Annotated in this window: 15 protein-coding genes; 8 read left to right on the forward strand and 7 right to left on the reverse strand. The window is 56.0% G+C overall.

Annotated features, from left to right (window positions below):
• Positions 1–11: 11 nt before the first annotated feature.
• Together HMPREF1144_RS01755 and HMPREF1144_RS01760 are read right to left on the reverse strand one after the other, a co-directional pair.
• Complete coding sequence (locus HMPREF1144_RS01755; protein WP_042926811.1) at positions 12–1241, reverse strand: amino acid permease; 1230 nt, start codon at positions 1239–1241, stop codon at positions 12–14.
• 136 nt (positions 1242–1377) lie between these two features.
• Positions 1378–1839: a multidrug/biocide efflux PACE transporter gene (locus HMPREF1144_RS01760; RefSeq protein ID WP_009651689.1), complete on the reverse strand. Its 462-nt coding sequence runs from the start codon at positions 1837–1839 to the stop codon at positions 1378–1380.
• A 96-nt stretch (positions 1840–1935) separates the two neighbouring features.
• Here HMPREF1144_RS01760 and HMPREF1144_RS01765 point away from each other — a divergent pair, with 96 nt between their 5' ends.
• The 3 genes from HMPREF1144_RS01765 (at position 1936) to HMPREF1144_RS01775 (ending at position 5056) form a co-directional block, all read left to right on the forward strand.
• A complete protein-coding gene (locus HMPREF1144_RS01765) occupies positions 1936–2808 on the forward strand; it encodes a LysR family transcriptional regulator (protein WP_004853915.1) in 873 nt (290 codons plus the stop codon).
• Positions 2809–2938: 130 nt separating this feature from the next.
• The gene (locus HMPREF1144_RS01770; RefSeq protein ID WP_009651683.1) at positions 2939–4117 is read left to right on the forward strand and encodes an acetyl-CoA C-acetyltransferase; all 1179 of its coding nucleotides are present in this window, start codon (positions 2939–2941) and stop codon (positions 4115–4117) included.
• A gap of 243 nt (positions 4118–4360) precedes the next feature.
• On the forward strand, positions 4361–5056 hold the full coding sequence (locus HMPREF1144_RS01775; protein ID WP_004853910.1) for a porin: 696 nt from the start codon (positions 4361–4363) through the stop codon (positions 5054–5056).
• 230 nt (positions 5057–5286) lie between these two features.
• Here the strand turns inward: HMPREF1144_RS01775 and HMPREF1144_RS01780 are convergent, their stop codons facing one another.
• On the reverse strand, positions 5287–6462 hold the full coding sequence (locus HMPREF1144_RS01780) for an oligogalacturonate lyase family protein (RefSeq protein ID WP_004853909.1): 1176 nt from the start codon (positions 6460–6462) through the stop codon (positions 5287–5289).
• Positions 6463–7005: 543 nt separating this feature from the next.
• Here HMPREF1144_RS01780 and kduD point away from each other — a divergent pair.
• Positions 7006–7767, forward strand: a complete 762-nt coding sequence (kduD, locus tag HMPREF1144_RS01785) for a 2-dehydro-3-deoxy-D-gluconate 5-dehydrogenase KduD (RefSeq protein WP_004124661.1) — start codon at positions 7006–7008, stop codon at positions 7765–7767.
• A gap of 311 nt (positions 7768–8078) precedes the next feature.
• Positions 8079–9497, forward strand: a complete 1419-nt coding sequence (locus HMPREF1144_RS01790) for a sugar porter family MFS transporter (RefSeq protein ID WP_004853906.1) — start codon at positions 8079–8081, stop codon at positions 9495–9497.
• On the opposite strand, the gene HMPREF1144_RS01795 is transcribed toward HMPREF1144_RS01790, so the two are convergent.
• On the reverse strand, positions 9498–10493 hold the full coding sequence (locus tag HMPREF1144_RS01795) for a LacI family DNA-binding transcriptional regulator (protein WP_009651692.1): 996 nt from the start codon (positions 10491–10493) through the stop codon (positions 9498–9500).
• Between the two features lie 240 nt (positions 10494–10733).
• Here HMPREF1144_RS01795 and HMPREF1144_RS01800 point away from each other — a divergent pair, with 240 nt between their 5' ends.
• The 3 genes from HMPREF1144_RS01800 to HMPREF1144_RS01810 all read left to right on the forward strand — a co-directional run bounded on the left by HMPREF1144_RS01800 (position 10734) and on the right by HMPREF1144_RS01810 (position 14895).
• The gene (locus HMPREF1144_RS01800) at positions 10734–11975 is read left to right on the forward strand and encodes an MFS transporter (protein ID WP_004124655.1); all 1242 of its coding nucleotides are present in this window, start codon (positions 10734–10736) and stop codon (positions 11973–11975) included.
• An 18-nt stretch (positions 11976–11993) separates the two neighbouring features.
• Positions 11994–13427, forward strand: coding sequence for a glycoside hydrolase family 32 protein (locus tag HMPREF1144_RS01805; RefSeq protein WP_042926814.1), 1434 nt, complete (start codon positions 11994–11996; stop codon positions 13425–13427).
• A 121-nt stretch (positions 13428–13548) separates the two neighbouring features.
• The gene (locus HMPREF1144_RS01810) at positions 13549–14895 is read left to right on the forward strand and encodes a carbohydrate porin (RefSeq protein ID WP_004853901.1); all 1347 of its coding nucleotides are present in this window, start codon (positions 13549–13551) and stop codon (positions 14893–14895) included.
• Between the two features lie 110 nt (positions 14896–15005).
• On the opposite strand, the gene HMPREF1144_RS01815 is transcribed toward HMPREF1144_RS01810, so the two are convergent.
• The 3 genes from HMPREF1144_RS01815 to HMPREF1144_RS01825 all read right to left on the reverse strand — a co-directional run bounded on the left by HMPREF1144_RS01815 (position 15006) and on the right by HMPREF1144_RS01825 (position 18634).
• The gene (locus tag HMPREF1144_RS01815) at positions 15006–16136 is read right to left on the reverse strand and encodes an oligogalacturonate lyase family protein (protein ID WP_025107406.1); all 1131 of its coding nucleotides are present in this window, start codon (positions 16134–16136) and stop codon (positions 15006–15008) included.
• Positions 16137–16203: 67 nt separating this feature from the next.
• Positions 16204–17490, reverse strand: a complete 1287-nt coding sequence (locus tag HMPREF1144_RS01820; protein ID WP_004124644.1) for an ABC transporter substrate-binding protein — start codon at positions 17488–17490, stop codon at positions 16204–16206.
• A 16-nt stretch (positions 17491–17506) separates the two neighbouring features.
• Positions 17507–18634: an ABC transporter ATP-binding protein gene (locus HMPREF1144_RS01825; protein WP_004124642.1), complete on the reverse strand. Its 1128-nt coding sequence runs from the start codon at positions 18632–18634 to the stop codon at positions 17507–17509.
• Between the last annotated feature and the right edge of the window lie 5 nt (positions 18635–18639).

The following is an 18639-nucleotide window of genomic DNA, read 5'->3' on the forward strand; positions in this document are numbered from 1 at the left end:
CACGGAGAGGATTAGCTAAAAAACATCACCGACACGCAGAGCAAACCGACAACCAGGGTAATAAAGCTACCCACCGAGCGGTAGGGCTTCAGCGCCGGAATAAGATACGTGGAGAGGGTTGGCATGATGAACAGGATCATCGCGATAAGCGGGCCGCTGACGGCGTAAATCATTGAGATAGCATTGGGATTGATAAAGCAGACCACGAAGGTCAGCGTCGAAACCAGCAGGATCGACATCGCCCGGTTGAACGCGCGGCTTTTACGAATCCCCGCCTGGGCGAGGGACGTTTTGACGATTTCACTGGCCCCTTCAATCACGCCAAAATAGGTGCCAAGGAACGATTTCGACATCGCCACCACCGCCACAATAATCCCGGTGATCGCCAGCCACGCCGGCGACCCCGGCATCATCGACAGGGCGGAAAGAATCGTGACCCCTTGATGGCGGGCGGTTTCAATATAGCTCGCCGGTATCGACAGCAGGCAGCTGAAGACGAAAAACAGCACGCTGGCGCAGATGAGGGTGTAGGCCACCTTCATGATTTTTTTGCATTTACCCATGGCCTGCTCGCCGTATTTCTCCTGCTGATCGATAGCAAAAGTCGATATGATCGGCGTATGGCTAAAAGCGAAAACCATCACGGGAATCGAGATCCAGATTTGGTGGAACGTGTGCGGGGTCAGCTGCATCTGGCTGGTCAGATAAGACGGCTGCCAGCTCCCCATGAAATAGATGGAGAGGAACAGGAAACAGGCGATTAGCGGGAAGACTAAAAAGCCCATGACTTTAATCGTGACGTGGCGGCCCATTAAAAAGATCAGATTCAGCACCAGCACCACGCCCAGGCTGAGCAGCGCCCTGACCTGAGAAGTAATGGGTACATGCCTGGAGAGCTGCTCCGCGAGCGAGTTAGTAATGGCGACGGCGTAGATCAGCACCACCACGAAAAAGGCGAGAAAATAGAGGCCGGTAATCAGGCTACCGATCTTTTTACCGTAATAGTGATTAACGGCGCCGGTGATCCCCGAGCCCGGGGCGATGTTGGCGGAGAGAATAAACTGGCTCAGCGCTTTATGCGGCCAGTAGGTTAACGGCCAGGCGACCAGCGCGGTGATGAACAGAACGATAGCGCCCGCGGATCCCAGTTGGATCGGCAAGAATAACGTGCCAGCGCCTACAGCAGTGCCATATAAGGCGAAACTCCAGAGAGTTTCTTCTTTAGACCAAATTTTAGACATTATGCGACTTTATCAACCAGAAAACGAACAAAAAGGAGTGCAATTTATCACATTTATGAATGAGCTGTGGCGATAGTTTCTGGCGCAGAAATGAAGCGGCGGAGCGCCCGTTGCCGGCCGGGCGCTTTGCTAAAGATTACTGGCGGGCGGCGATCCGCTGCTGGCGAACCTTGATGACCCGCTCGCGCAGCATATCCCAGACCCAGTTAAAGGCCATGGTGTAGGGCAGGAAGAACAGCATAAAGCCGATTTCCAGCATAAACGCCTGCATCAGCGAAACGCCCAGCACCAGCGCGACCATCGTGACGCCGATAATAATAAAGCCTGACTCGAAGCCGATCGCGTGCAGCGCGCGGACCCGCAGGGTACGGACGACCCGGGTTACCGGCCACAGCCGGTCGAAGAGGGCGTTATAGATAATGTTCCAGACCATCGCCAGCGTCGCGAGCAGGATACTGAGCCCGCCCATTTCAACGACCGAACGCTGCATGAGCCATGCGGCGGTTGGGGCGAGGATCAGCGTCGCCAGACCTTCAAAGCTTATCGCGTGGATGACCCGTTCCGTCAGCGTTTTGCGCTGGGCGTTGACTTGTTGCATGGCTTGTTGCCTCCGGTCTTTATATGAAATTACCCGGCATTTTATGGATAAATATGATAAACAAAAGATATTATCCATCGATAAAGTAGATAGTTCATGCGCTATTCTCCCGAAGCTTTAACCGCGTTTGTCGAATCCGTGGCCTGCGGTTCATTCTCTGCCGCGGCGCGGCGGCTGCGCAAAAGCCAGTCCACCATCAGCACCGCAATCGCCAACCTGGAAGCCGATCTTGGCGTGACGTTGTTCGATCGCACCTCCAGACAGCCGACGCTCACGCCGCAGGGCGAACAGGTGTTGAGCTACGTGAAGGCGATTCTGGCGGCCAGCGACAGGCTGGATGAGCTGGCCATTTCGCTGTCTGGCAACACCGAAGCGCGTCTGACCTTTGTGCTCTCCGATACGCTGCATCCCGATGTGCTGGAAGATCTGCTGGCGCAGTTCGATCGTCGTTTTCCGCATACTGAATTTGAGTGCCTCATTGGCGAAGACGACGACGTTATCGATCTGCTGCAAAAGGAGCGGGCGCAGGTGGGGCTGATTGAGGCCAGGGACAGCTACCCGACAGAGATAGGCAGTATCCGGCTGCCGATGCAAACCGAAATGGCTATCTTCGTGGCACCCCGGCACCCGCTGGCGGCCCAGGGCAGCGTCAGTCGCGACGAGCTGTTCAGCTGGCGCGAGCTGCGCCTGAGCACCTATCTGGAAAATACGGCGGAACCAGCGCGCGGTCTGGTATGGTCGGCGCCTAACTATCTGCTGCTGTTCAGCATGGCGGCTCAGGGGTTGGGATGGTGTATTTTGCCCAGCGCGCTGGTGGAGGAGTTCGCCGGGAGCGGAAGCCTGGTGGCGCTGGATATTGCCGGCTGGCCGCGGATGATCTCCACCGATTTGCTGTGGAATAAAAAGGCGCCGCCGGGAGAAGCGGGAAGCTGGCTGCGTCAGCATCTGCAGGGGCACGGGCGCGAATAGGGGCCATTTTTGCCATCGCCGACGATCTTTGTGATTCCCCTCACTTTTTTTAAACAATTGCGAAAATTTTTGATAACAATTCACTACTATGATGCTGTTTCTTTGCGCAGAGGCGGAGCAGAGGTAGAGGATGAAAGATGTCGTAATCGTCGGCGCGTTGCGAACGCCAATCGGCTGTTTTCAGGGCGCGCTGTCGCGTCATTCGGCGGTAGAGCTGGGCAGCGTGGTGGTGAAGGCGCTTGTTGAGCGCAGCGGCGTCGATCCGCAAAGTATTGATGAGGTGATCCTCGGCCAGGTGCTGACGGCAGGAACCGGACAGAATCCGGCGCGTCAGTCGGCGATCCGCGGCGGGCTGCCTAATACCGTTTCTGCTATTACCATCAACGACGTCTGCGGTTCCGGACTGAAGGCGCTGCACCTGGCGACCCAGGCGATTCAGTGCGGCGAAGCGGACGTGGTGATCGCCGGCGGGCAGGAGAATATGAGCCGCGCCCCGCACGTGCTGACCGACAGCCGTACCGGCGCCCAGTTGGGCAATAGCCAGCTTATCGACAGCCTTGTCCACGATGGCCTGTGGGATGCGTTTAACGACTACCATATGGGCGTGACGGCGGAGAATCTGGCGCGCGAGTATGGCATCAGCCGTGAACTGCAGGATGCGTGGGCGCTTAGCTCCCAGCACAAAGCGCGGCGGGCGATTGATTCCGGGCGCTTTCGCGATGAAATCGTGCCGGTGACCAGCGAACTCAACGGTATTCCGCGACTGGTTGATACCGATGAGCAGCCGCGCGTCGACCCCAGCGCAGAAGCGCTGGCCAGCCTGCTACCGACCTTTGACCAGCAGGGTTCGGTCACCGCCGGCAATGCCTCAAGCATTAACGATGGCGCAGCGGCGGTGATGATGATGAGCGAAGCTAAAGCTGAGGAGCTGGGGCTGCCGATTCTGGCGCGGATCCGCGCTTTTGCCAGCGTAGGCGTCGATCCGGCGCTGATGGGGATCGCGCCGGTCCATGCCACCCGCCGCTGCCTTGAGCGCGCGGGCTGGAAGCTGGATGAAGTCGATCTTATCGAAGCCAACGAAGCCTTTGCCGCTCAGGCCATTTCGGTGGGCAGGGTACTGGAATGGGACGAGCGTCGGGTGAACGTGAACGGCGGCGCCATTGCGCTGGGCCACCCGATTGGCGCTTCCGGCTGCCGCATTCTGGTTTCCCTGGTGCACGAGATGATTAAACGTGATGCCCGCAAAGGGCTGGCCACGCTATGCATCGGCGGCGGCCAGGGCGTGGCGCTGGCGGTTGAACGCGAATAAGCCCTTTCTGATATATGTGTTAACTGAGCCTCCCTGTGGAGGCTTTTTTTTGCTTACCGCCAGGCGTTTTCCCTCCCCAAAATTCCTTTCTGACGCGCTATTTTGTTGAGCTTTGTCACGTCTTTCTGTGCCACCTTTTTTGAAACAAATATTTACGATCGCGATCACTAAAACATTATTGCCTAAAAAATAAAATACGGTTTTATAAAAACGAAACGATATTTTAATTATGAGGGGTAATTTATGTTCGCAAGATCTCTGGCCCTTGCTGCACTCTGCGGCATGTCTTTCGCGGCTTCAGCCGTCACGGTAGATTTACGTCACGAATTCATTGACGGCGGCAAATCGGATAAGAGCAACGCCGACCGCGTCTCAGTCTCCCATCGTTTCGCTAACGGCTTTGGCTTCTCCGTTGAGGCGAAGTGGAAGTCGGGCGGCGAGAACACCAGCCAGCCTTATTCCGATTTCGTCGGTAATGGTCATGAAGAGAGCATTAGCTGGCAGTGGAAAGCGGACAAGAACTTCTCGGTCACGCCGGGGTTCAATATTGAAAGTAACGATAGCCGCTCGATCTACAAGCCAAACCTGCGCGTGCAGTACAGCTTTGATAACGGCTTCTACGTTGCTGCCCGCTATCGTTATGACTATACCCGCTACCCGGCGAATGCAGGGAAAGACGATGATAAAGTTAACCGTGGCGATGCGTGGGCCGGTTACGTCTTCGGCGACTGGCGTACGGAGCTGAACTACGTTTACGCGCGCAGTAGCGAAGGGGTTAAGCGCAACGACAACAAACCGTACTCGCAGGAGTACAACCTCAAGGTTGCCTACAAGCTGGATAAAAACTGGGCGCCGTACGGCGAGCTCGGCAACGTCGGCGTCAACGATCGCAGCGACCGCCAGACCCGTTTCCGCGTAGGTGTTGCCTACTCGTTCTAATTTAAAAATGTCCTTATCGTTTACCCCGGAGCGGTCAGCCGGGGTTTTCTGTTGGTATTAATCCCTCTTCCCGGAGGCGGTGCTGCGCACCTGTCCGGGCTGCCCCATATGCCCGTCATGTAGCCCGGATAAGCGCAGCGCGATCCGGGGAAAACGCCGGGCATAAAAAAAGCCCTCCGAAAGGAGGGCAAGGCCAGTTACAGAAACACTAACTCAAACAGTGGCTAACGCTATGCCTTCAGCATCTCAGGCTGGGGCGGCAGCTTCGCGATATACACGGCAGGTTTGCCGTCTTTATCGGAGCTGAACAAAATGGCGCTATCGTCCGGCGTAAAGGACGGGTGCGGGTGGGTAACCTGGCGACTATTGGCCACGGTTGCCCAGGAGGTATCGTGACGCGCAACGCGGAAATAGGCCTGCTTCGCGACATCGAAAGCGTACAGATACGGATCGTTATCAATGGTGTAGCCGCTGGTGTCTTTGACGTCCACCGGGGTACCGGAACCATCGCCAACCAGCATCGTGCCGTCAAAGTTACTCATCAGATGCGAACAGGCCGGCATCTGCATCACCGCTTCATTAACGCCGGTATCCGGGTTGAAGCTGTAGATCGTCCGGCCCTGCTGGCCCTTCAGATAAGAGACGTACACCAGCGCGGAGCCGTTCGGTACCCAGAATTCGTGGGTGCAGCTTTCGCCTTCCGCATGCGCTTTGACTTTACGCACGTTGCTGCCGTCTTCATTCACCATCCACATCCGCGCATCGACCAGGTCGTGCGGCCCTTCATGGCAGAAGGCGACGGTATGGTCATCAAACGGACGATAAATTGGATGGCCAAGCCATTTCTTCTCTTCATGGATCACGCTGCTTTCGCCGGTTTGCAGGTCGACGCGCAGCAGGCGGCAGTGGGGGCCTTTGTGGAAGAAATCATGGAAAATCTGCCAGTCGTTGAGCGGCGTCCAGTCGCTTTTGGCAATCTCAATGCCAACCAGTTTGGTGCAATCGCTGTTGGCCACCCAGGTACCGTAGCCCACCCAGTCATCGGCGACGCGATATACTTCACGCTCTTGCAGCGTGGTGAGGTTAACCTCCAGCAGCGTACGGTCATTCTTAACGTAATAAAGGGATTTATCATCCGGAGAAAGGAAACCACCAAACGTGTTATCACCGGCGCCTTCCGTTAGCTGCACCGCCTCGGCCTTTGCGAGGTCCAGCAGATAGTAGTTCCAGTTGCCGTCGAATTCGCCGGCAAACAGCAGGTGGCTGCCATCGTTAAAAAAACACTTCTGATAGAAATAGTTACGATGACAGGTTACTTCCGGTGGGGTTAAGCGGGTGATCTCCGCGCCGGTGTCCGGATCGCGGCTGACGTCATAATTCAGTTTAACCCGCATGCCTTTAGCCATGATGTACTCCTTTTCCTTCCTGAAATGTCGCCCGCCTGCGTTGACCGGCCAGTTGGAAGTAGATTTAAAAGATAGGTGTTAATTTATCAAAACATCGTTTCATTATTTGTGATGGCTGACGCAATTCGCAACAACTTCTTGCTATAGATCGCGTTTTTTTGCTGACAGTACGGCCGGCATCCCTGCGCTCTTTGTTTTCTTGCCGTTTTTTTTCGATCCGCTGTCTTTTTTTTAAGTTTGAATAACTCATTGTATTTTATTGAATTAAATAGGAGTTTTACGGTTTATCAATCACCGCTTCGTGATCTGTTTTGCATTTTTAACATTTAACAGTCTTAAAATTGAAACGATGTTTTAATAATAATTGAAAATGACTTTAGCCGGGGCTAAGATGTGCTCACTGAAAAACGGAACTCTGTTTTATTTTTAGAAGGGGCAATCCCTGCGAGTTCTTCAAACCATAAGGGTCTGCAAAAGCCGCAGGCTGGACTATCAGAACCTTGCCTGTACCTACACAGGCTCTGAAAGATAAAGGAACCAAGTATGATTCTCGACGCATTCTCCCTGCAGGGCAAAGTGGCCGTGGTGAGCGGCTGTGATACGGGTCTGGGCCAGGGCATGGCGGTGGGCCTGGCGGAAGCCGGTTGCGATATCGTGGGTATCAATATTGTTGAACCGACGGAAACTATTGAGCGCGTCACGGCGCTGGGCCGTCGTTTTCTCAGCCTGACCGCCGATCTGCGCCAGATTGACGGTATCCCGCAGCTGCTGGAGCGCGCGGTGGCGGAGTTCGGCCATATCGACATCCTGGTTAACAACGCCGGCCTGATCCGTCGCGAAGACGCGATCGAATTCAGCGAGAAAAACTGGGACGACGTGATGAACCTGAACATTAAGAGCGTGTTCTTTATGTCTCAGGCGGCGGCGAAGCACTTTATTGCCCAGGGTACCGGCGGCAAGATAATCAATATTGCCTCGATGCTCTCTTTCCAGGGCGGGATCCGCGTACCTTCCTACACGGCGTCAAAAAGCGCGGTGATGGGCGTGACCCGTCTGCTGGCGAACGAGTGGGCCAAGCACGGCATCAACGTCAACGCGCTGGCACCGGGCTATATGGCGACCAACAATACCCAGCAGCTGCGCGCCGACGAACAGCGCAGCAGCGAGATCCTCGACCGTATCCCGGCGGGACGCTGGGGCCTGCCGAGCGACCTGATGGGGCCAGTGGTCTTCCTGGCCTCCAGCGCTTCTGACTACATCAATGGCTACACCGTGGCGGTGGATGGCGGCTGGCTGGCGCGCTAATATTTGCCGCGTTATCAGCGCAAAATGGAACCCTGCTTCGGCAGGGTTTTTTTATGGCTGAATAACAATTGTCCATATGATGAAACTGAAATAGTCCATATGGTTTATTTGTTTTCCAGGCGAGTATCTATATGTAACAGGGGTTCTTGAAGATGAAATGCTTATTTTCTGCTCTTATGAAAGTTGAATGTCCATCACAAAACCATTGCCTGTAGCAACTTAATCCATATCTTTGGCTTGTCACGCCTGACACCTTGCGCCGCCGATCCCGTAGTTTCATCGTATGTCTTACTTCGTCTGGCGGGAAAAAAATGACCTCAATCAGTCACGACTCTACAACTATGCCGCGTACGCTGCGCGATACCCGGCGCATGAATCAGTTTGTCTCGGTTGCCGCCGCGGTGGCAGGATTGCTGTTTGGCCTTGATATCGGCGTAATCGCCGGGGCGCTGCCCTTTATTACCGATCATTTTGTTTTATCCAGCCGCCTGCAGGAGTGGGTGGTGAGCAGCATGATGCTGGGAGCCGCCATCGGCGCGTTATTTAACGGCTGGCTCTCTTTCCGCCTCGGGCGCAAATACAGCCTGATGGTGGGCGCGGTGCTGTTCGTTGCTGGCTCCGTGGGCTCCGCGTTTGCGACCAGCGTCGAAATGCTGCTGGTGGCAAGGATCGTTCTCGGGGTCGCCGTAGGGATCGCCTCTTATACCGCGCCGCTGTACCTGTCGGAAATGGCGAGCGAAAACGTGCGCGGCAAGATGATCAGTATGTATCAGCTGATGGTGACGTTGGGGATCGTGATGGCGTTTCTCTCCGATACCGCATTCAGCTACAGCGGCAACTGGCGAGCGATGCTTGGCGTACTGGCTCTGCCGGCGCTGGTGCTGATTATTCTGGTGATCTTCCTGCCGAACAGCCCGCGCTGGCTGGCGGAAAAAGGGCGTCACGTGGAAGCGGAAGAGGTGCTGCGGATGCTGCGCGACACGTCCGAAAAAGCCCGTGACGAGCTCAACGAGATCCGCGAAAGTCTCAAGCTGAAGCAGGGCGGCTGGGCGCTGTTTAAGGTCAACCGCAACGTGCGGCGGGCGGTATTCCTCGGCATGTTGTTGCAGGCGATGCAGCAGTTTACCGGGATGAATATCATCATGTACTACGCGCCGCGCATCTTCAAAATGGCCGGCTTCACCACTACCGAGCAGCAGATGGTAGCGACTCTGGTGGTTGGCCTGACCTTTATGTTCGCCACCTTTATCGCCGTCTTTACCGTCGATAAGGCCGGGCGCAAACCGGCGCTGAAAATCGGCTTTAGCGTGATGGCCATCGGCACGCTGGTGCTGGGCTACTGCCTGATGCAGTTTGATAACGGCACCGCCTCCAGCGGTCTCTCCTGGCTGTCGGTGGGGATGACCATGATGTGTATCGCCGGCTATGCGATGAGCGCCGCGCCGGTGGTGTGGATCCTGTGTTCGGAAATTCAGCCGCTGAAGTGTCGCGATTTCGGTATCACCTGCTCAACCACCACCAACTGGGTGTCAAACATGATTATCGGCGCGACCTTCCTGACGCTGCTGGACGCTATCGGCGCGGCGGGAACCTTCTGGTTATATACCGCGCTGAACGTCGCTTTTATCGGCGTGACTTTCTGGCTGATCCCGGAAACCAAAAACGTCACCCTTGAGCATATTGAACGCAAGCTGATGTCCGGCGAGAAGCTGCGCAATATCGGCAATTAACTATAACGACTCGCGCGGCAGCCACGGGCTGGCAACCCTTACCGTCTCCCGATGGCTGTCGCCGTTAATAATGTGCAGGGCGCTCAGGCGCCCAATATCATAATGCGGGAGCTGTACCGTTGAGAGCGGCGGAAAAAACAGATCGCCGATCCCCACCATATTGTCGTAACCCACCACCGCCACATCCTGCGGAATGCGCAGCCCCTGCGCCAGTAGCGTCTGATAGACCATAAACGCGATGCGGTCGTTGCCGCAAATCACCGAGTCGAACGGCAGCGTGGGTTGCTGAATATGCGCCAGCACGACAGCGGGAATATCGCGATAGTGCTCATCGCCATAGGCCATATAGCTGTGATGGAGCGTATCCGGGTCAATCCCCGCTTCCCGGCAGGCGCGTTCCAGCCCCTGACGGCGGCGGACGGTCGCCAGATGATTCGCCGGGAGATGCAGGCACAGCGGACGGCGGTAGCCCGCAGCCAGCAGAGCCTGCACTGCCGTATACTGACCCTGTTCGTCGTCCGGGATATAGCTGGCCACCGGGTCGTGCAGGCTTTCGCAGTTGGCCAGCACGCAGGGGAGGGTTAACAGCTTGGCCGGTAGCGGCACCTGGCGCAGACCCATCGTGGTGTAAATAATGCCGTCCGGACGGTGGGAGAGCAGCAGGTCGACAATGGTTTCCGGGCTATCGTCAGAGAACATGTTGACCACGAAGCTGTTCCAGCCGTGCGCCCGCGCGGTCTCTTCGATGGAGAGAGTAATCTCCACCGAGAACGGCGTGGTGACGGTATCCAGCGCCAGCACCCCGATGGTGTTTGGCGTCGCGTGGGCGCCGCGAATTTTCTTCGCCGACAGGTCGGGGACGTAGTTGGTCTCTTCGATAGCCGCCTGGACCCGAGCCAGGGTTTCCGGCTTGAGTCTTTCCGGGCTGTTTAGCGCCCGGGAGACCGTCATCAGCGACACATTCGCCAGCTTTGCCACATCTTTCAGAGATGCCATATTAAGTGCTCCACCCCTGCCGTCGGCAACGGGTTTTACTAAGTTACTGATGTAAAAGGATCATACGATATTCTATCGTACACCCGATGCCGATGCAGACGAGGAATATTTGATCGCGATCCCACTCTCATTATGTTAACGTTAACTTTTGTGATTAACATCATGAATCTCAGCAAAACGACATGAGATTCGTTTTTTGTTAACGTTACCATATCAGCATTACTCCTACATGAGAATGTCATGATGAAAGCGCACCCCTCACAAAGCTATCCGTTACTCAGCGCGTTACTGTTTTTCTTTTTCGTGACCTGGTCCTCTTCAGGTTCGCTGCTCTCGATCTGGCTGCACCAGGAAGTGGGCCTTAAACCGGGGGATACCGGGATTATCTTCTCGGTGCTTTCCGTCTCGGCGCTTTTCGCGCAGGTGTGTTACGGCTTTATTCAGGACAAACTCGGCCTGCGTAAAAATCTGCTCTGGTACATTACCGTTCTGCTGATCCTCTCCGGCCCGGCCTATATGCTGTTTGGCTATCTACTCAAAATTAACGTGTTGCTCGGCAGCATCTTCGGCGGGATCTATATCGGACTGACCTTCAACGGCGGTATCGGCGTACTGGAGTCCTATACCGAGCGCGTCGCGCGCCAAAGCCAGTTTGAATTCGGCAAAGCGCGGATGTGGGGCTCGCTGGGCTGGGCGGTGGCGACCTTCTTCGCCGGTTTGCTGTTTAATATTAACCCGCATTTAAACTTCGCGGTGGCCAGCTGCTCCGGACTGGTCTTTTTTATACTACTGGCGCGACTGCGGGTCTCTTCCGCGCCGCACGCCATGCAGGAGGCGGTATCGGGCGGTAAAGTGACGCTGGAGGACGCTCTGCGTCTGCTGACCCTGCCGCGCTTTTGGGCGCTGGTATTCTTCGTCATCGGCACCTGTATCTACGGCGTTTACGATCAGCAGTTCCCGGTCTACTTCTCTTCCCAGTTCCCGACCCTGCAGGAAGGTAACGAGATGTACGGCTATCTGAACTCGTTCCAGGTGTTCCTTGAAGCTGCCGGTATGTTCTGCGCGCCGTGGCTGGTTAACCGTATTGGCGCGAAAAATGGCCTGATCTTCGCCGGGATGGTGATGGCGATGCGTATGGTGGCGTCCGGGCTGGTGGAAGGGCCGCTGCTTATCTCCATTACTAAACTGCTGCACGCGGTCGAGCTGCCGGTGCTGCTGGTCTCCATCTTTAAATACAACAGCCTGAACTTCGACAAGCGTCTCTCCTCAACGCTGTATCTGGTGGGCTTTGCCTGCACCAGCTCGGTTATCGCGACGGTGCTGTCGCCGCTGGCTGGCTATAGCTATGAGAAATACGGCTTCGCCCAGTCCTATCTGATTATGGGACTGCTGGTGTTCTGCACCACCTTTATCTCCATCTTCTTGTTGCGTTCCAGTAAGTCCTCTTCGGACCCGCTGATGCCGCAAACTTCCGCTATCTGAATCAAAAGAGTAATGAATATGACTTATTCCATTCCCCGGGCCGAGCAAGAACTGCAGGCCAAACATGAAAAGCTGAACCTGCGCTGGTATCCGCGCTATCACCTGGCCGCCCGCGCGGGTTGGATCAACGATCCCAATGGCCTGGTCTGGTTCGACGGCTGGTATCACGCCTTTTACCAGCACCATCCGTACTCCACCCAATGGGGACCGATGCACTGGGGTCACGCGCGCAGTAAGGATCTGGTGCACTGGGAGCATCTGCCGGTGGCGCTGGCCCCGGAAGGCCCGGAGGATAAAGACGGCTGCTTCTCCGGCTCCGCGGTGGTGGATGGAGATACGCTGGCGCTGATTTATACCGGGCATAAATTCCATGGCGATCCCAGCGATGAAGCCAACCTGTATCAGGTGCAGTGTCTGGCGACCAGTCGCGACGGGATTCACTTCGAGCGCCAGGGGATCGTGGTTGACACCCCGCCGGGCATGCACCATTTCCGCGACCCGAAAGTGTGGCGAGAAGGGGACAGCTGGTACATGATCGTCGGCGCTCGCGATGGTGATACCGGCCAGGTGCGGCTGTATCGCTCAGCCGATCTGCGCCAATGGCAGGACGCGGGCGTGCTTGATGAAGCGGAAAAAGAGATGGGCTACATGTGGGAATGCCCGGATTTCTTCGCCCTCAACGGCAAACATATCCTGATGTTCTCCCCTCAGGGGCTGGCGGCGAAAGGCTATCGCAACCGCAACCTGTTCCAGAGCGGCTATCTGCTCGGTGAGTGGCAGCCGGGGCAGGCGTTTGTACGCGAGGGGGCGTTTGTCGAAATGGATCACGGGCACGATTTCTACGCCCCGCAGAGTTTCCTCACGCCCGATGGTCGCCGCATTGTCATCGGCTGGCTGGATATGTGGGAATCGCCGCTGCCGGAGCAGCAGGACGGCTGGGCGGGCATGCTTTCGCTGCCGCGCGAGCTGAGCCTGAGCGCCGATAACCGCCTGCAGATGCGTCCGGCGAAAGAGGTCGAGAGTATGCGCGGCGCCAGCTTCCCGTGGCCGGTCACGACGCTGAAGAACCAGCGGACCACGACGGTGGAAAACTGCGAGGCGATGGAGGTGATCCTGCACTGGGACTGCGCCAGCAGCAGCGCTGAACAGTATGGCCTGAGCTTCGGTGAGGGGCTGCGCGTTTATGTGGATGCGCAGATGCAGCGCCTGGTGCTCGAGCGACACTATCCGCAGTATGGCCTTTGCGGCACCCGCAGCGTCCCGTTGACCGAAGGCGCCGATCTGCAGCTAAGGATATTCTTCGATAGCTCTTCCGTCGAAGTGTTTGTTAATGATGGCGAGGCCTGTCTTAGCAGTCGTATATATCCCGATGCCGATCGCCGCGAATTGGCTTTATTTGCCTGGAGCGGTTCGGCTTATTTAACTGAAGCCGGCGCCTGGCAGCTGGAATAAGTTTTACTGAATAGTTGTTAATAACCCGTCTTCGACGATGGGCGGGTTATTATTGTCACTGTTGTCGAGCTTTACCCATAAATAAAAATACTATTTAACTAAATAATAAAGGGTTATTCCGATGAATAAAATCTGGGTCGGGTGTGTTCTGACGTCTTTATTTACCCCTCTGGCTAATGCTCAGGCGCCGTTATCCCTTGAGGAGCGGCTGGCGCAAATGGAACAACGGCTAAAGGCGACAGAGCAGCGGGCGGCCAGCGCGGAGGCGGAAATCCGCGCGCTAAAAAAACAGGAGGTGCCAGCGACGACGGTGGCCAGCGCCGCGCCGGCTAAGCCCGCTTTACAACTTAATGATTATGGTGAATTAAAATTCTATGGTGACGTTGAGTTTAATATGGACGGCGCCAGTCGCACCGGTAGCCTGACGTCGGTGAAAACCAGCGCCAATAAAAACTGGGCGCCGGGAGATAAAGAGCGCTGGGATATTAATGGGCGTATTCTTCTCGGCTTTGATGGATTACGCAAAGGGGCTAACGGTAAATATGCCGGATTCAGCGTGCAGCCGCTGGCGGATATGAACGGTAAAATGAATCTTGATGATGCGGCCTTTTTCTTTGGTCAGCAGGATGACTGGAAAATTAAAATCGGTCGCTTCGAAGCCTACGATATGTTCCCGCTTAATCAGGATACGTTTGTCGAATATTCTGGCAACACGGCGAACGATCTGTATAGCGACGGCTACGGCTATATCTATATGATGAAAGAGGGGCGCGGACGCAGCAGCAGCGGCGGCAACTTCCTGCTGAGTAAAAATCTCGATAACTGGTATTTTGAGGTGAATACGCTGGTGGAGGACGGCAGCTCGCTGTTCGTGGACCAGAATTATCACGGCAACGCGCTGGATAACCGTAAAAATGTGGTTTACGTGCGTCCGGTCGCGGCCTGGCAATCCGGCGCCTGGTCGGTAGCGGCGGCGATGGAGAGTAACCTCGTTAATAATGCTTACGGTTATGAGAATCAGAATGGACGTTGGGTCGATCAGTCCAGCCGCACCGGCTACGGCATGACGATGAGCTGGAACACGCTGAAAACCGATGCCGAGGACGGGGCGGTGGTAAACTTAAGCACCGCGTATCTGGATGCGGCGGACGAAAAGGATTTCAGCGCCGGTATCAATGCGTTATGGCATCGCGTGGAGCTGGGCTATATCTACGCGCATAACAAAATCGACCAGTTTAATATGTCCGGCGTCAACGCGGAGTGCGATGGCGACTGCGCCATCCTGGCGCCGGGGCGCTACGACATTCACACCCTTCATACCTCATGGCATCTGCCGAATATTATGGATATGCCGAACTTTAATATTTATCTCGGGGCCTATGCGTCATGGCTCGACTCATCGGCGGCGAAAAGCGGCAATACCGATGAACGCTACGGCGCGCGGGTGCGGTTTAAATATTTCTTCTGACGGTCTTCCCGGGTCGCGGCGTAAACGCCTTACCCGGGCTACCGGCACGCAGACGGCTGTGAACCTGTAGCCCGGCTAAGCACCGCGCGAGCCGGGACGTTGCCGAATTACTACACCTCCGCCAGATACAGCGCCGGCATGCCCTCTTTATCGGAGGTAAACAGCACCCAGCGGTTATCCGGTGAAAATGAGGGATGCGGATGCGTCGCCTGGCGCTCGCCTTCAATCACTTTCCAGGTGGAGTCGTGGCGGCACACCGCAGTCTGCTTATCGGCGGCAATATCAAACACCCAGATAAACGGATCGTTAAGCTGAATATCGCCGGTGCTGTGCGGCGCGCCGTCGCCGACCACCAGCGAGCCATCGTGATTGCTCATCAGATGTGAGCAGGGAGGAATCGCCATCAGCTGGCGGTTTTCCAGGGTTGCCGGGTCGGCGCGGTACAGATAGCGATGCGGATCGTTTTCCTGATGCGCGACATAGTAAAGCGCAGATCCATCCGGCACCCAGAATTCGTGGGTAAAGCTCTCTCCCGACCGGTGCTGGCGAACCTTGCGCATATGGCTGCCGTCAGCGTTAATAAGCCACATTCGGGCATCGATAGCATCGCGCGGGCCTTCGTGGCAGAAGGCGATGGTGCCGTCATCAAACGGGCGGTAAATCGGGTGGCCGAGCCAGCGTTTTTCCTGCAATACCACGCGCTGCTCGCCGCTGCGCAGGTCGATATTAATCAGCCGGCACTCCGGCTCGGTGAAGTAGAAGGCGCGGAACTTGCCCCAGTCGGTCAGCGGCTGCCAGTCGCTTTTTTTGATCTCGATACCCACCATCTGGCTGCAATCGCTATTGGCGACCCAGGTCCCGTAGGCCACCCATTGGTCATCCACCTGATACACCACCTGCTCCTCCAGCGAGGCCAGATCCACGCGGCGCAGCTGCTGGTTGTTTTTCACGTACCACAGCGACCGGTCGTCGGCGGACAAGAAACCGCCAAAGGTGTTATCGCCCGGCCCGTCGGTGAGCTGGGTGGCCTGCTGCCCGGCGATATCGAGTAAATAGTAGTTCCAGTGGCCTTCAAACGCGCCGCCGAAAATCAGCTTGCTGCCGTCCCGGGTAAAGCATTTTTGATAGAAGTAGTTGCGGTGGCAGATAACATGCGGTGGCGTCATCCGGATCACCTGGTGACCGGTTTCGCTGTCCTGCGTATGCAGAAAGCTCAGCGGGATGATTTTACCTTTCATGATTCATTCACTCCTTGCTAAAAAAATACCCCGCAGCCGGAGCTGCGGGGTAGATACGGATAGCGGTTAATTAGCGCATCGCGCGGCGCAGGATACGGTCAGACTGACGCTGGAAGTCAATTGCCGTCTCTTCTACGGTTTTCTGCCCGTAGTCGATGTACTGCAGAGAGGTGCCGAACTGGGCAACGATCTGCGGGTCGTCAAAGTATGGCGATACCGAGAGTTTGGCCGGCAGGGACTGCGCCAGACGCAGGCCAGACACCGCCGGATCGTCCTCTTTGATCGCGCCGTTTTCGGTCAGGTATTGCACCGCGACTTTGCTCAACGGCACGCCGCGCTCCAGGCCCAGCGTCTCAACCCCTTCTTTGCTGTTCAGCAGGAAGTTGATCACCTTCGCCGCCGCTTCCGGGTTTTTAGTCGATTTACCAATCGAGAGCATCTGCGCAGGTTTAAAGAACAGGCCTGCGTCGGTGGCGCCCGGCAGCATCGGATAGCTGCCCAGCTCCAGCTTCGCTGGCGGCTTCAGGTTGTCGGAGTATTTGTTAATGGTGGAGTTCCACATATAGGTTCCTGCCCACTCGCCCTGAATCCACGGCTTCATTTCATACATATTGCTCTTGCCGAACGAGGCGTAGTACTTGGTGTCCGGCATGACGTGGCTGTCGATAAGCTTTTTGTACATCTGGAAAAATTCGACCCACTGCTCTTTGCTGTAGGAGAATTTTTTGGTTTTTTCATCGATAGCCGGCTGGTTGTACTTCTGAATCATATATGAATTCAGCAGCGCCAGGGTGTCCTGGTGCTCCAGCACTACCGGGTAATACTGTTTACCCAGCTTGCTCTCGAAGGTTTTACCCGCCGCCATCAGCTCGTCCCAGGTCTTCGGGTACTCGACGCCCGCTTTTTTCCAGGTCTCGTCGTTGAAGTAGAACACGCGCGCGGTGACGGAGATCGGAATACCGTTAAGCTTGCCGTCCACCGTGGTGGACTGCAGCTCTTTGGCGTCAAACTGGCTCAGGTCGATCACGTCCTTCATCTTATTCAGATCGTAGAAGCCTTCGCCGTTTTTCGAGAAGATCGGCAGCCAGTTCCAGTTGGTTTGCATCACGTCCGGCTCGGTGCCGCCGGCGATTTGCGTGGTCAGGCGCGAAAGGTGACCGTCCCAGCCGGTATATTCCGCCTTCACGTTAATATCCGGATTGAGTTTATGGAACTCTTCCAGCGCCTTCAGGGTCACCTGGTGGCGGCCGTTGCCGCCCCACCATGACATACGCAGGTCGACATCCTTCGCCATGGAAGGCAACGCGGTAAGGGCCAAAGTTGCGGAGATTGCGGCGCTTAAAAGCACTTTTTTCATTTTAATACTCCAGGGTTCACAGAGAGATGTTCTGTTCAGTTTTGGCGTCAAAGATATGACACTTGTTGAGATCGAATTTGAAATGCACCTTGCGATGCAGTCCTTTCTCAATCATGGGCTTCGCTTCATCGGACGGCACGCGGGCGGTCAGTTCATAATCGGCCACCTTCAGGTAGACGAAGAATTCATGGCCCATGTTTTCCACGCGTACCATTTCGCCGGTGCATGAACCTTCGGCGAACGGTTCATCGGAGATGGAGACAAACTCCGGGCGCACGCCGAAGAACACCTGCTGGTTCTTGTGGGTGTCGACTTTGCTCTGCAGCCTGTCATTGAGCGGCAGCAGGCCATCGCCAACGGTCAGATGCAGGCGACCCGCTTGCTCAACCAGCTTGCTGGGACGAATATTCATCTCCGGCGCGCCGATAAACCCGGCCACAAACATGTTTTTCGGCTTGTGATAGAGGTTGTCCGGGGTATCCACCTGCATGATATGGCCCAGCTTCATCACGCAGATGCGGTCGCCCATGGTCATCGCTTCTGTCTGATCGTGGGTAACGTACACGGTGGTCGCCGGTTTACCGGATTTCTTCAGCTGCTTATGCAGGTCGGAAATACGGATGCGCATCGAGGCGCGCAGCTTGGCGTCAAGGTTAGAGAGCGGTTCATCGAACAGGAACACATCCGGCTTCTTCACAATCGCGCGGCCTACCGCCACGCGCTGCGCCTGGCCGCCGGAGAGCTGGCGCGGCAGACGATCCAGCAGCTCTTCCAGCTCAAGGATTTTCGCCGCTTCGTTAACCTGGGCTTCAATCTGATCTTTCGGCAGCTTGCTCAGCTTCAGGCCGAAGGCAAGGTTTTCGCGCACCGTCATATGCGGATAGAGCGCGTAGTTCTGGAACACCATCGCGATACCGCGCGCTTTCGGCGCGAGGTTATTCACGATTTTCTCGCCGATCCGCACTTCACCGCCGCTGATGGTTTCCAGACCGGCCAGCATGCGCAGGGTAGTGGATTTGGCGCAGCCGGACGGCCCAACGATAACCATAAACTCGCCGTCCGCGATTTTCAGATCGATACCATGTACCGCTTTGAAGCCGTTGGAGTAGACTTTTTCCAGTTTGTTGAAAATAACTTCAGCCATGATAT

The sequence above is a fragment of the Klebsiella sp. OBRC7 genome (assembly GCF_000293135.1).
Classification (GTDB): domain Bacteria; phylum Pseudomonadota; class Gammaproteobacteria; order Enterobacterales; family Enterobacteriaceae; genus Klebsiella; species Klebsiella michiganensis.